The following is a 13,317-nucleotide window of genomic DNA, read 5'->3' on the forward strand; positions in this document are numbered from 1 at the left end:
TCGAACCGGAAAGGTCTGCAACCTTTCCTGATCTCGCTCCGCCGCTCGACGTTCGTCAGCTGGTGAAGAAGGGCTGCGTGCCATGCGCCTCGATGGCGGTGGCGAGCCGCGACAGCGCGTGCACATAGGCGGCGGTGCGCATCGTCGTCCTGCGATCCCTCGCAATGTCCCACACTGCCCTTCCCTCGCGCTCCATGATGCGCAGCAGCCGGGCGTGGATTTCCTCGACGTCCCAGTAGAACCCCTGGCGGTTCTGCACCCATTCGAAATAGGAGACGGTGACGCCGCCGGCATTGGCGAGAATGTCCGGCAGCACGGTGATCCCGCGCGCTTCCAGCAGTTTGTCGGCATCCGGCGTCACCGGTCCATTGGCGAGTTCGAGCACCACCCTGGCTTTGATCGAGCTGGCATTGTCGAGGGTGATCATGTCCTCAAGCGCCGCCGGCACCAGCAGGTCGCAATCGACCCCGATCAACGCCTCAGCCGCGATGACCTGTGCGCCCAGCTCCGCCGCGAGCTCGGCGACGTGCTTGCCCGCCAGCTTGCCGGCGATCAGCTTTGTCACATCCAGCCCGTCGGCCCGTTGGATGGCGCCGGCCGAATCCGACACCGCAACGATCTTGTGGCCGTCGGCGCCGGCGAGCTGCGCGTAATACTGCCCGGCATTGCCAAAACCCTGGATGGCGACGCGCATGCCGGCGCCGAGCCCCAGCTCGCTGGCCAGATGCCGGACCAGGTAATAGCCGCCGCGCGCCGTCGCGTCGTTGCGGCCGAGCGAACCACCCAGTGCGATCGGCTTGCCGGTGATCACTGCCGGGCTCAGCTGCCCGACGATCTGGCTGTATTCGTCGGCCATCCAGCCCATGATCATCGCATTGGTGTAGACGTCCGGCGCCGGGATATCGCGATCCGGTCCGACGACGCGGGCGAAGGCCTGCATATAGGCGCGCGACAGCCGCTCCAGCTCCGACTTCGACAGCATGCGCGGATCGACCCGCACGGCGCCCTTGCCGCCGCCATAGGGCAGGTTCATCACAGCGCACTTGAAGGTCATCCAGAACGCCAGCGTCTCCACCTCTTCGATGCTGGAGTCCGGGTGGAAGCGGATGCCGCCCTTGGTCGGCCCACGGGTATCGTCATAGCGGCAGCGCCAGGCGAGGAACGACTTACGCGAGCCATCGTCCATGCGGATCATCAGCCGCATCTTGGTGGTCTCGCGCGGATATTTCAGCTTCTCGATGACATCCTGGTCGATCCTCAGGTGGCTGGCAGCCTCGTCGAGGCGGGTGAGGGCGCGGTCGAGCAAAGTGTCGTCGGACATGGATATTCCTGGAGTCTGGGCATGAGCGAAAACCGGCGAGCGCTCCGCCCCTGGGACGGGGGTCGGAGACGCGAGCGCCGTCGATGACGTCGAGCGGTTCGATGAAACCGCCGGCGGCGGATCAGGGTGGGGGAGAAGCCGGAGAGGTGAGGTGCTGCTGCACTACGCGTCGATGCCCGCTGCTGAGGCTTTGTAACCGGGCGGTCGTGGCAAAGCCCACGGTCATCGCGGCAAGGCTCGGACGCGGCTGGACGAAATCCATCGCCTCAGCGCCCGTGGGCACCGAAGCGGGCGGTGACTTCGATCTCGAGCTTCATCTCGGGCCGTGTCAGCCCGCACACCACCATGGTGGCGGCCGGCCGAATGTCGGCGAACACTTCGCCAGCCACCGCGACCAGCGCATCGTAATGCGCCATGTCGGTGATGTAGTAGCGGACGCGCACCGTGTCCTTGATGGTGCCGCCGGCTTCCTCGAGCGCCTGAGCAATGGTGGCGAAGGCGTTGCGCGCCTGCTGGCCGGCGTCTTCTGGCATCACCATGGTCTTGTAGTCATACCCGGTGGTGCCCGAGACATAGGCCATGTTGCCGTCGATCACGGCGCGCGAATAGCCGATCTTCTTTTCAAACGGCGAGCCGGAAGAGATGTGGAGGACCATCGCCTGCTCCTCAGAGCCAGGGCCGGTCCTGGCCCATCTTTTTCTCGAACCCTGAGATCGCCGGATCGGCCTTCAGCGTCGTCGCGATATCGTCGAGCCCCTCGAGCAGCGTCTGCTTGCGCGACGGATCGATATCGAAGTGAATCGAACCGCCATCCGGCCCCTTGATCGTCTGGCTCTCGAGGTCGACGCTGATCGTGGCGTTCGAGCCGCGTTCGGCATCGTCCATCAGCAGGGCCAGCTGCTCGGGCGTCACCACGATCGGCAGGATGCCGTTCTTGAAGCAGTTATTGTAGAAGATGTCGGCGAAGCTGGTGGAGATCACGCAGCGCACGCCGAAATCGAGCAACGCCCACGGCGCATGCTCACGCGACGAGCCGCAGCCGAAATTGTCGCCGGCGACGATGATCTTGGCGTGCCGATAGGCCGGCTTGTTGAGCACGAAGCTCTCATTTTCCGAGCCATCTTCATTATAGCGCATCTCGGAGAACAGGGCCGTGCCGAGCCCGGTGCGCTTGATGGTCTTGAGGTACTGCTTGGGAATGATCATGTCCGTGTCGATGTTGATGATCGGCAGCGGCGCGGCGACGCCCGTCAGGCTCGTGAACTTTTCCATGGCAATACCCCTTTCGGTGCCGGCTGTAATGAAGCAAGGAGGGCCGGGAATCAAGTCGTTCGCTATTGGAGCGTTTTCAGGAAAAGTTGCAGGCTTTCCGGTTCGAAAGCGCGACCAATCGAGACGCGGAGCATTTACGGCTTGATTGATCCACCCGGCAGAACCTCAAACTGGCTGTCATCCCTGCGCAAGCACCTGCGCGCTGAGCCAGGGCCTGCTGCAAGTACGGCACTCGCCGGCGAACTTGCCACGAGGTAGCGCTGCTGGACTCGGTGTCATCCCCGCGCAAGCAGGGACCCAACTCACAACCCGAGCAGATGGAAGGATGGGTCCCTGCTTTCGCAGGGATGACACCCGGTGGGTGGGCATGACCGTGGTTCGCCCACATGATCTTCCCGAAGAACCGCGCTAGCCCAGCCGCGGCAGGTTGCGGCCCATGTCGCCCTGCTCGATCTCCCGCGCCTCATCGAGGCTGAGCATCGGCACGCCCTCGCGGATCGGGAACGCCAGGTGCGCCGCCACCGAGATCAGCTCGGTGCCGTCGGCGGAGAGCGTCAGCCGGGTCTTGGTCAGGGGACAGACCAGCATTTCGAGCGTCTTCACATCCACCACATGGCGGAGATTGGTCGCTGCCTGGGCTGGAGTTCCCTCGCTCAATTGAGCGGCGAGGCCCGGTCGCCGCCCTTGGCCATCTCGAACTCGGCCATGGCGATCAACGTCTCGGCGCGGGTTTCGAGCGTATCGGCCTCGAGCAGCGCCTGCTTTTCGGCCGCGCCGTAGGGCGAGACCATGGCACAGAAGTTGACCAGGTCGGCGGTGCCGGTCTTTTGGATCTCGTCCCAGTTGAGGTCGAAATTGCCGAACTCGGCATAGTCCCGCATCATCTTGAGGAAGCGCGGCCGATCCACTGCCTCCTCGCCGAACTCGCGGTCGAAATCCGAGGCGAACATATCGGTGGCGATCATCCCGCGCCGGAACGGCGTCATCGTCGGCATCTCCTTGATGAGCTCGAAGCGGCACAGCCCCTCGAGGATGACGAAGTAGCGGGCTTCCTCGACTTCCTCGAAATGGCTGATCCGCCCCACCGTGCCGATGCGCTGCAGCGGCGCCCGGCCCTTCGGGCTTTCCTCCGAGGTATCGCGCGGCTGGATCAAGCCGATCAGCCGGTCGCCCTTGAGCGCATGATCGATCATTTCGACATAGCGCGGTTCGAAGATATTGAGCGGCCGCCGGGCATAGGGCAGCAGCAAGGCGCCCGTCAGCGGGAACAGCGGCACGCTGGCGGGCAGATCGGCGGGAGAATTCGGTCGCTTCAACACGGGGCGCCTCCTTGGGCGCAAATGGCAGTTAGCTGAACAGCAGCGCCGACAGCAGCCGGCGGCCCTTCAGCGTGGCGGGGTCCTTGGGGCCCCAGGCTTCGAACAGTTCGAGCAGCTTCTTGCGCGCCCCGTCCTCGTTCCAGGTGCGGTCGCGGCGCATCAGCGCCACCAGCGCCTCGGCGGCTTCGAGGCGCTTGCCCTCGGCATTGTACTTCACCGCGAGATCGAAACGCGCCTGATGGTCGTCGGGGTTCTTTTCGAGCTGCGCCGCGAGTTCATCGGTCTCGCTGAGTTCCGCGGCTTCGCCCAATAGCTTAAGCGCGGCCAGGGTCGAGGTGTAGTCGTCACCCTTGCGTTCGGCTTCCGGCATGGTGTCGAGCACCGCCTGCGCCTGGTCCGGCTCGCCGGCGGCAAGGAACACCTTGGCCATGCCGACGATCGCCGGCGCGTTCTCCGGCTGGTGCTGCAGCACCATGCCATAGATCTGCGCCGCCTGGTTGAGGTCGCCCACCTTCAGCGCTTCGCCGGCGGCGGTGAGCGCATTGGCGATCTCTTCTTCGATCGAGCCGGCCTGCGGCTGGCCCGCGGGAGCGGCCGAGATCACCTTGTCGGCAAACCGCCGCACCTCGCTCTCGGGGATCGCCCCGAGGAAGGCATCGACCGGTCGGCCGCCGGCGAAGGCGAACACGGCGGGAATCGACTGGATGCCCAGTTGGCCCGCAACGCCCGGGTTCTCGTCGATGTTGATCTTCACCAGCCGGATCTTGCCAGCCTTTTCGTTGATCACCTTCTCGAGGTTCGGCGTCAGCTGCCGGCAGGGGCCGCACCATGGCGCCCAGAAATCCACCAGCACCGGGGCCTCCAGCGAGGCATCGATCACGTCGGCCTTGAAGGCGCGATCGGTCGAATCCTTGATCAGGGCGCCGGCGGGCACCGAAGAATTTTGTGAGGCCGGGTTGAGGTCGTTGAAGGACATGCTGTGCTTTTCCTGCCGCGACGGGACGCTGAGAGGCCCGTCTTTCCTTGGTTTTCTTGCGCTCCGATGGGTGTCGGACGCAAGCTTTATCACGGCTTTGATGAGACCAGAATTATGGGTTGCAAACCCGCTTTCGATTGGGCATATAGGCGCGCGGTTCGGCGCTGCCAAGTTTCCCACGGGAACGAAGCATCGTAAAGAGCCGATGGAGTGCGGGTGTAGCTCAGGGGTAGAGCATAACCTTGCCAAGGTTAGGGTCGAGGGTTCGAATCCCTTCGCCCGCTCCAATATCCTCCCTGGACCTCAGGGATGTGACGATAAGGCCGGGCCAACAGCCCGGCCTTCGTTTTTTCCGGGCGTGCGTTTGGAGCGGGCTTCAGAAGCAATCCCGGCCCACTGCCAACTTCCCTCCTGCACAGGCCATCGGTGTGCATGACCGACCGTGGCCCTTCAGGCCTACCTGGCCCGTAAGCGCGTCCGCTGTTGGCCCAAGGGGGGCCGTCACTGGCCTCCAGGCACTAGGGAAGCGGCGAGCTCGCAGGCGTTGCGGCCGCGCGCTGCGGCGTTCCTTTGCGTCCAAAACTCCCCGAGCCGGTGCCGATCATTGGGCGCTCCAAAGCACGTGTCATGCGCTGGGCCGGGATCTGTCCGTCGCTTGACAGCCACGACGCGTCCAAGTATTTGCACAAACTGCATGATGTGCATATCACGCACATTATGCTCACCATGCAGATTCTCTTCGAGGTTCGAGTGACATCCTCCCTTCGTCCGCCCGATCTGGCTCGGCTGGTCCCGGCTTGCGCGACAATCGTAGTGCTGGCCGGCTGTTCGTCCCTCGGCCTCGACTACTCGAAGCCGGAGCTGCGGCTCAGTTCGTCCTACGTAGGCGCAAGCACGGCCGGCTCGACCGTCGCGCCGGACACAGCGTGGTGGACGCAGTTCGGCGACAAGCAGCTCAACAACCTCGTTGCGTTGGGGCTGGCGCAGAACCTTACCGTGCTGCAGGCCATTGAGCGCGTCGAGGCAGCCCGGGCCACTGCGCAGATCAACGGGGTAAGCTATCATCCCTCGATCAACAGCTCGGTCTCCGGTTCCGCCTCAGGCAGCACCGCCACCGATGTCATCCCCACCAGTCGCTCAGCTTCGATCGATGCGAGCTGGGAGATCGACCTGTTCGGCGCCGGCAAGCGGAACCGCGAGGCCCAGGTTGCCAACGTGCAGACCGCAGAAGAAGCGGCGAATGGAGCGCGGCTCTCGCTGATCGGCGAAGTCGCCGGCACCTATGTTAACGTGCGGGCTTACCAGCGCCGCCTCGCGCTGGCCAAGGCTTCCCTCGACACGCAGACCGCCACTACGGAAGTTGTGCGCAAGCAGGTCGCCGCTGGCGCCGCCACCGAGCTAGCATTGTCGCAGTCGGTGGGTCAGCAGCAGAGCACGGCCGCCGGTATCCCTAGCCTCGAGGCATCGCTGCAGCAGTCGATCAACGCGCTCGCCTTGCTTGTCGGCAGGGAGCCGAAGGAAATCCAGGCGATGTTTGACGCGGGCAAACGCATTCCGCGTGCCAAGGGCGATATCGGGAAAGGGGTGCCGGCTGACCTGCTGCGCTCGCGCCCGGATATTCGGCAGGCCGAGCGCAAGCTCGCCTCGGCCGTTGCCGATATTGGGGTGAAGGAGGCCGATCTCTATCCGAGCCTGACCCTCACGGGCGCGCTCTCGACCAACGGCGTAACCGGCACTTGGAATCTCGGTCCCACTCTCAGCCTGCCAATCTTCAACCGCGACCGCCTCACGGCTAGCGTGGACCTCGCCAAGTCCGCCGCACGTTCCGAATACCTCGCCTACCGCGAAACTGTGCTTACAGCCGTGCGCGACGTCGAGGATGCACTCGTCGCCTATAGTCGCGAAAAGTCGCGACGCGCTTCCCTGGCGGCGAGCGTTGCCGCCTATTCAAAGGCCGAGGAGCTCTCCAATGAGCTCTATAAAGGCGGCAGTGCTACCTATAGCGAGCTGCTGTCGGCCCAGGCGGCGCAGCAGTCGGCCGAGAATGCGCTGGCGCAATCGGATGCACAGCTGGCGCTCGACTATATCGCTCTGGCCAAGGCGTTTGGCGGCGGCTGGCGGCTCGGCGACTGATCAGGGACGGTGAACATGGACCTCAGGCAACGGCGAAAAGCGGAAACAACCCGCCTCATCCACGATGTGGCGCTGCGAATGGCCCGCGACCATGGCGTGGAAGCGGTGACGATCGAGGCAATATGCGAGGCAGCCGGCATCAGCCAGCGGAGCTTCTTCAACTACTTCCCTTTCAAGGAGGCCGTGTTCGTGCTTCCGCCGCCGCCCTTGCCCGAGGAGGCTGTCGCGCGCTTTGCCTCGGGAGCGGGCGACCTTGCGGGCGACCTTGTCGAGCTGTTGGTGGCTCAGGCTGCGGCGATGGAGCAGGGCCGTTGGATCGAACCGCTGATGCGCGAGATCTCGATTGCTCACCCCAGGCTGATGCCTCTGCAGATGGCAGAGTTCCACAAGTTCGAGCTGCAGCTTCAGGGGCTGATTGCGGGACGCCTCGGCGTGCCAGCCGATGACGTGCGGGCCATGGCGCTCGCCGGAGCCATGACCGGCGCCGTGCGCGTGACCTTTGACCGCTGGCGCAACGATGCCGACGCCGACATCCCAGCCCGAGTGCGCGAGAGCCTCGAGGCGGTCGTCCAGACAATTAGAGGTTGAACATGCAGACTTGGCTGATCCTTTGCGCAACCCTCGGCGTCGCGCTGCTTTCCGCCGATACGTCACTGGCGCAGCCAACCGGCATGCCGCCCGGCGGAATGCCAGGCATGGGCGCTGCTGCCGAGGTGGGCTACGTCGAGCTGCAGCCGCAATCGGTGCCGGTGACCACCACACTGCCCGGCCGGATCACGGCGTCGGCGACGGCCCAGGTGCGCCCCCAGGTGGGAGGAATTATCACCTCAGTCGCCGTGCAGCAGGGTCAGCCCGTTGAGGCAGGAGACTTGCTTTTCGTCATCGACGACAAGAACTACCAAGCCGAGGTCGCAGTGGCGGAAGCCTCCCTTGCAAGCGCCAACGCGCAGTTGCCATCGGCGCAGAGCAAGGTCACCCGCTACGAAACACTGGTCAGTTCAGGCGGCGTGACACAAACCGACCTCGAGACCGCGAAGGTCGAACTATCCCAGGCCCAGGCGTCGGTGCAGAGCGCCGAAGCGCAGCTTCAGCTCAAGCAGATTTCGCTCGAACAGACTAAGGTCACCGCTCCTATCTCAGGCATGCTGGGCGCTGTCACCGCCCAGGTCGGCTCGCTCGTGACGGCAGGGCAGGCCGATGCACTCGCCACCATTCGGACTATCGATCCGGTCTATGTCGAGCTGGTTGAAAGCTCGAGCAACATCCTTGCGCTGCGCCCGGAGTCAACCAGTGAGCAACCGCCGCAGCCACCACCGGCGCCGAAAGTCAACCTCACGCTGGAGGATGGCCGACTCTACGATCAGGAGGGGACCATCTCGAGCGCTGATCTCGTGGTCAGCGAGACGACCGGCACGGTGACCATGCGGGCCACGATCGGCAACCCCCAGCGCATCCTGCTACCGGGCATGTTCGTGCGCGCCCATATTTCCATCGGCGAACAGGAGAACGCGTTTCTCGTGCCGCAACGGGCCGTGACCTTCAATTCGCGCGGCGAGCCGACCGCCTATTTCGTCTCGGCTGACAACAAGGCCGAACAGCGCACGCTGACCGCGACACGCGACATGAACAATGCCTGGGTGATCACCGCCGGGGTAAGCGCCGGTGACAAGCTCATCGTCGATGGCCTGCAGAAGATCAGCGATGGCGCCGCCATTACCCCGGTACTCGTGACCATCTCGGAGGATGGGGTCGTCTACCAGGACATGAAGGCGGCTGCTGCCCCCTCGGCAGGCGGTGCCGCGCCGGCCGGCATGCCCGCGCTGCCCGAAGGAGCCACGCCGCCCGACGGTACGGTGATGCCTCCCGCTGACGGCGCCGCGCAGAAGACGGAGAGCGCCCAGTGAGCACGATCAACGCCGACGGCACGCCCGCCGTTTCGCGACTGCCGAACCGCCAGTCGTTCGCCAGCTTCTTCATCGGCCGCCCCGTCTTCGCGATCGTGCTCGCCATCGTCACGTGTCTGGCCGGCGGGTTCGCGATCTTCAACTTGCCCATCTCGCAATATCCCGACATCGCCCCAACCACGATCCGCATCAACGCCAGCTACCCCGGCGCCAGCGCCGAGGCGGTGCAGAACTCGGTGACGACGGTCATCGAGGACGCCATGACCGGCCTCTCCGACCTGCTCTACATGGAGAGCAGCTCCTCGAGCGGCTCGGCGACCGTCAGCCTTACCTTCGGCTCGGGCGTGAACGCCGACACCGCGCAGATGCAGGTGCAGAACAAGGTCACTGCCGTCGAGCGCCAGCTGCCTGAAGCGGTGCGGGATTCCGGCCTGTCGGTCAGCCGTTCGGCCGGCTCCATTCTGATGATCGGCAACATCGTCTCGACCGACGACAGGTATTCCTCGATCCAACTCTCCGACATCATGGCCAGTACCATCGAGCCGGCCGTGCAGCAGGTCGAAGGCGTGGGCAGCATCATCTCCTTCGGCTCCGGATACGCGATGCGCATCTGGCTCGACCCGATGGCGCTCGCCCAGTACAAGCTGACACCCGCTGACGTCACCGCCGCCATCCAGCAACAGAACACGCAGGTGGCAGTCGGCGAGATCGGCAATTCTCCCACGACCAAGGGCCAGCAGTTGCGCGTCACGGTGACCGCGCAGACCCAGCTCAAGACCGTCGCCGAGTTCGAGAACATCCGCCTCGCCTCCGCGGAGGATGGCTCGACCGTGCGGCTCAAGGATGTCGCGCGGGTCGAGCTCGGCCTGGAAAGCTATGGTTCGAGCTCGTCCTATAACGGCCATCCGGCAGGCGGCTTTGGCGTGCAGCTGGCGAGCGGCGCCAATGCAATTACCACCGCCGACAACGTGCACGAGGCGCTGGACGCCCTGAAGAACACGCTGCCCGAAGGCGTCGAGATCGCCTATTCCTATGAAACCACTCCCTTCGTCGAACTCTCGATCGAGAAAGTCGTCGAAACGCTGATCGAAGCCATCTTGCTGGTCTTCTTGGTGCTGCTGATCTTCCTGCAGAACTGGCGCGCCACCCTCATTCCGATGATCGCGGTTCCGGTGGTGATGCTGGGCACGTTCGGCGTGCTAGCCGTCTTCGGTTATTCCATCAACACCCTGACCATGTTCGCCATGGTGCTCGCCATCGGCCTGCTGGTCGACGACGCGATCGTGGTGGTGGAGAACGTCGAGCGCATCATGGCTGAAGAGGGCCTGTCGGCGCGGGAGGCGACCGAGAAGTCGATGGGCCAGATCACCGGAGCGCTGATCGGCATCGCGGCGGTGCTGACCGCAGTGTTCGTGCCGATGGCATTCTTCTCCGGCTCGGTCGGTGTCATCTACCGGCAGTTTTCGGTCACCATCGCCAGCGCCATGATCCTCTCGGTACTGGTCGCGATCGTCCTCACCCCGGCGCTTTGCGTGCTGCTGCTCCGCAAGCATCACCCCGGCGAGTCCCGCTTTCCGCCGTTCCGCTGGTTTAACCGAGGCTTCAGTATGGCGACCGGTGGCTATGTCGGCGTCGTCGGCTACATGATCCGCCGGCCGCTGGCTTTCCTCGTGCTGTTCGCATCGCTGATCGGTGGCGCCTACTGGGCCTACTCGCAACTGCCCACCTCGTTCATTCCCGAGGAGGATCAGGGCGTCCTGATGACGATGATCACCCTCCCGGACGGCGCCAATGCCGCCCGCACGCAGGCCGTGCTCGATCTCGTCGAGGACTATTACCTGACCCAGGAAAAGGATGCAGTGGAGAGTGTCTTCTCCACCGTCGGATTCTCGCTCGGCGGCAGCGGCGAGAACAGCGCCATGGCGTTCGTGAAGCTCCGCGATTTCGCCGAACGCAGATCCCAGAGCCAGTCGGCCTCGGCCGTGTCGCGCCGCGCCTTCATGTACTTCCAGAAGATCCGCGACGCACAGGTCTTCGCCCTCGCCCCTCCCGCAATTCAGGGCCTTGGCAGCTCGAGCGGCTTCGAGATGGTGCTGCTCGACAACGGCAACAGGGGGACCGAGGCACTCAATCGCGCCTCGAACCAACTGGCGGAAAGTGCCGGCAAGACCAGCGAAGTCACCAATGTCCGTGGCAACGCGGGTGAGCTCGCCACGCAACTCAAGATCGTCATCGACCAGGAAAAGGCCGGAGCGCTCGGGGTCGACCTTTCCGGTGCAAATGCGTTGCTCGGCACTGCGCTCGCGGGCACCTCGGTCAACGACTTCGATCTCAATGGCGAGCTCAAGCCCGTGATCGTCAAGGGCGATGCACAGTTCCGGATGCAACCCGATGACCTGAAGAGCTGGTATGCTCGCAACAAATCGGGCGAGATGGTGCCGTTCTCCGCCTTCAGCCACACCGAGTGGACTCAGGGTTCAGCGTCGTTGTCCCGATTCAACGGCACGCCGTCGATCGCGCTCTCGGGCTCGAACGGCGCTGGCGTCTCTTCAGGCGCGGCAATGGACAAGATGGAGCAACTTACCGCCGAGCTTGGCGACGGTTACGGCGTCGGTTGGACTGGTCTCTCCTACCAGGAGCGGCTCTCGGGCTCGCAGGCGCTGTTCCTTTACGCCGCATCGCTGGTGGTGGTGTTCCTGTGCCTGGCTGCACTCTACGAGAGCTGGACAATTCCACTCTCGGTGCTGCTGGCCGTACCAGTCGGCATATTCGGCGCGCTCATGGCGGCCTACCTGTTCGGCCAGTCCAACGACGTCTATTTCAAGGTCGGGCTTCTGACCACGATGGGCCTCACTGCCAAGAACGCCATCCTGATCGTCGAGTACGCTCGAGACTTGCGAGGGCAGGGGCGAACCCTGCTCGAAGCGGTGCTCGAAGCGGCGCGCATCCGGCTGCGCCCGATCGCCATGACCTCGATCGCCTTCCTGCTCGGCGTGCTGCCGCTTGCCATAGCTACTGGCGCCGGCTCGGGGGCGCAGAACTCGGTCGGCATTGGCGTGGTTGGAGGTACGCTTGCCGGCACCCTCATCGGTGTCTTCTTCGTGCCGCTGTTCTTCGTGCTGGTCAGCGGTGGCGTGAAGCGCGGCGAAAAGCGTCAGACTGCGGCGTCCACTTAGGGCACGGGCCGCGCAGCATGGCAGTGCCCACGCCTCGTGGCGGGCTCGCCGGCTGCAGGTGCCGATCGACATGCGCTATCGCGCAGGAGCGGGCTCGGTCTCAGTTAGACTAGGCCTCTGCTACGGCGACATGGTCACCGAACACTCCATCTGCTCCGCCAACCTGGAGCGATGCGAAGCCCGGGAAACGCAAAGGGGCGCCGGAGCGCCCCTTTCCAACACACAGCTCAAGCGTTCGATCAGAACGGGCTTTCCGCGTCGAGGAACTCGGCGGCGTTGTCCTTGGTGATCAGGGTCGAGTCGAGGATGTAGCGGCCGGCGACCTGGATGCCGCCGGTGAAGTGCGACGTGGTCAGCTCGATGGCCGTGGCAATCATCGCCGGGCTGTAGCTGACGTCGACGGGGACCAGCTTGTCGCCCGCCGCGACGCGCTGCAGCATCTGCTGCATGCCGGCGCCGCCGACGATGAACATGTCGTTCTCGCGGCCGGCCTGCTTGATCGCCTCGATGGCGCCGAGCGCGATGTCGTCGTCCTGCGCCCACACTGCCTTGATGTCGGGGAAGCGGGTCAGGAAGTCCTGCATCACCTTGAAGCCGTCATCGCGGTTCCAGTTGGCGAACTCGTCATCCAGCACCTTGATGTTGGTGCCTTCGATGCCGGCAACGAACGCATCGAAGCGCTGCTGGTCGATCGGGATCGGCAGGCCGCGCAGGATCACGATGTTGCCGCCTTCCGGCAGCGCCTGTTTGAAGTAGGCGGCAGAGTTGGCGCCGAGCCCCGGATTGTCGCCGGCGACATAGAGGTTTTCGACACCGCTGATCGACAGCTGCCGGTCGACGACGGTGACGAACTTGCCGGCGTCCTTGACCTGCTTGATCGCCGAGGTCATCGCGTCCGGATCACCCGGCAGGATGACCAGCGCGTCGATGTTGCGGGTCGAGACCATGTCCTCGATGTCGGCGATCTGCTTGGGCGCGTCGGGCGCCGAAGCGAAGACGAAATCGACATTCGGATAGGTGGTCTTCAGCCGCTCGATCGCCTGCTGGGCGAAGTAGTTGACGCCGCCGGTCCAGCCATGGTCCGCCGCCGGCACCGAGACGCCGATGGTGACCTTGTCCTGGGCCAAAGCGCCGCCGCCGAGAGCGCCGGCGATCACCGCCGCTCCCATGAGGGATTTCAGCAATTTCATGTAGTCCTCCCGTTAGTGCCCGCTCC

At 64.5% G+C, this 13,317-nt stretch carries 11 protein-coding genes and 1 tRNA gene; 5 read left to right on the plus strand and 7 right to left on the minus strand.

Translation table 11 applies throughout. The features are described from left to right. Window positions 1-55: 55 nt before the first annotated feature. The 6 genes from AC1ROK_RS00755 to AC1ROK_RS00780 all read right to left on the minus strand — a co-directional run bounded on the left by AC1ROK_RS00755 (window position 56) and on the right by AC1ROK_RS00780 (window position 4,888). Window positions 56-1,321: a Glu/Leu/Phe/Val family dehydrogenase gene (locus AC1ROK_RS00755; RefSeq protein WP_492842857.1), complete on the minus strand. Its 1,266-nt coding sequence runs from the start codon at window positions 1,319-1,321 to the stop codon at window positions 56-58. 266 nt (window positions 1,322-1,587) lie between these two features. Further along, window positions 1,588-1,977: a RidA family protein gene (locus AC1ROK_RS00760; protein ID WP_492842859.1), complete on the minus strand. Its 390-nt coding sequence runs from the start codon at window positions 1,975-1,977 to the stop codon at window positions 1,588-1,590. Between the two features lie 10 nt (window positions 1,978-1,987). Next, window positions 1,988-2,593 (minus strand): 3-isopropylmalate dehydratase small subunit, encoded by a 606-nt coding sequence (gene leuD, locus AC1ROK_RS00765; protein WP_492842861.1) that lies wholly within the window; start codon window positions 2,591-2,593, stop codon window positions 1,988-1,990. Between the two features lie 408 nt (window positions 2,594-3,001). Next, window positions 3,002-3,205: a Trm112 family protein gene (locus AC1ROK_RS00770; RefSeq protein WP_055875178.1), complete on the minus strand. Its 204-nt coding sequence runs from the start codon at window positions 3,203-3,205 to the stop codon at window positions 3,002-3,004. A 41-nt stretch (window positions 3,206-3,246) separates the two neighbouring features. Beyond that, the gene (locus AC1ROK_RS00775) at window positions 3,247-3,912 is read right to left on the minus strand and encodes an LON peptidase substrate-binding domain-containing protein (protein ID WP_492842863.1); all 666 of its coding nucleotides are present in this window, start codon (window positions 3,910-3,912) and stop codon (window positions 3,247-3,249) included. A gap of 28 nt (window positions 3,913-3,940) precedes the next feature. Continuing rightward, complete coding sequence (locus AC1ROK_RS00780; protein WP_492842865.1) at window positions 3,941-4,888, minus strand: tetratricopeptide repeat protein; 948 nt, start codon at window positions 4,886-4,888, stop codon at window positions 3,941-3,943. A 212-nt stretch (window positions 4,889-5,100) separates the two neighbouring features. On the opposite strand from AC1ROK_RS00780, the gene AC1ROK_RS00785 reads away from it, so the two are divergent. From AC1ROK_RS00785 to AC1ROK_RS00805, 5 genes are all read left to right on the plus strand, one after another. Then, window positions 5,101-5,175, plus strand: a tRNA-Gly gene (locus tag AC1ROK_RS00785). A gap of 340 nt (window positions 5,176-5,515) precedes the next feature. Then, the gene (locus AC1ROK_RS00790) at window positions 5,516-7,021 is read left to right on the plus strand and encodes an efflux transporter outer membrane subunit (protein WP_492842867.1); all 1,506 of its coding nucleotides are present in this window, start codon (window positions 5,516-5,518) and stop codon (window positions 7,019-7,021) included. Window positions 7,022-7,036: 15 nt separating this feature from the next. Next, a complete protein-coding gene (locus AC1ROK_RS00795; RefSeq protein WP_492842869.1) occupies window positions 7,037-7,609 on the plus strand; it encodes a TetR/AcrR family transcriptional regulator in 573 nt (190 codons plus the stop codon). A 2-nt stretch (window positions 7,610-7,611) separates the two neighbouring features. Then, window positions 7,612-8,925 (plus strand): efflux RND transporter periplasmic adaptor subunit, encoded by a 1,314-nt coding sequence (locus AC1ROK_RS00800; RefSeq protein ID WP_492842871.1) that lies wholly within the window; start codon window positions 7,612-7,614, stop codon window positions 8,923-8,925. 5 nt (window positions 8,926-8,930) lie between these two features. Beyond that, on the plus strand, window positions 8,931-12,101 hold the full coding sequence (locus AC1ROK_RS00805) for an efflux RND transporter permease subunit (protein ID WP_492844648.1): 3,171 nt from the start codon (window positions 8,931-8,933) through the stop codon (window positions 12,099-12,101). 239 nt (window positions 12,102-12,340) lie between these two features. Here AC1ROK_RS00805 and AC1ROK_RS00810 read toward each other — a convergent pair whose 3' ends face one another. After that, window positions 12,341-13,291, minus strand: coding sequence for a substrate-binding domain-containing protein (locus AC1ROK_RS00810; protein WP_492842873.1), 951 nt, complete (start codon window positions 13,289-13,291; stop codon window positions 12,341-12,343). Window positions 13,292-13,317 lie beyond the last annotated feature (26 nt).

This window comes from Devosia sp. GW821-FHT12F11 (assembly GCF_058806655.1).

Bases quoted from the DNA above. Each gene is read 5' to 3' on its own strand.
- AC1ROK_RS00760 (WP_492842859.1), bottom strand. From the start codon at position 1,977: ATGGTCCTCCACATCTCTTCCGGCTCGCCGTTTGAAAAGAAGATCGGC.
- AC1ROK_RS00810 (WP_492842873.1), bottom strand. From the start codon at position 13,291: ATGAAATTGCTGAAATCCCTCATGGGAGCGGCGGTGATCGCCGGCGCT.
- AC1ROK_RS00790 (WP_492842867.1), top strand. From the start codon at position 5,516: ATGCGCTGGGCCGGGATCTGTCCGTCGCTTGACAGCCACGACGCGTCC.
- AC1ROK_RS00755 (WP_492842857.1), bottom strand. From the start codon at position 1,321: ATGTCCGACGACACTTTGCTCGACCGCGCCCTCACCCGCCTCGACGAG.
- leuD (WP_492842861.1), bottom strand. From the start codon at position 2,593: ATGGAAAAGTTCACGAGCCTGACGGGCGTCGCCGCGCCGCTGCCGATC.
- AC1ROK_RS00795 (WP_492842869.1), top strand. From the start codon at position 7,037: ATGGACCTCAGGCAACGGCGAAAAGCGGAAACAACCCGCCTCATCCAC.
- AC1ROK_RS00800 (WP_492842871.1), top strand. From the start codon at position 7,612: ATGCAGACTTGGCTGATCCTTTGCGCAACCCTCGGCGTCGCGCTGCTT.
- AC1ROK_RS00780 (WP_492842865.1), bottom strand. From the start codon at position 4,888: ATGTCCTTCAACGACCTCAACCCGGCCTCACAAAATTCTTCGGTGCCC.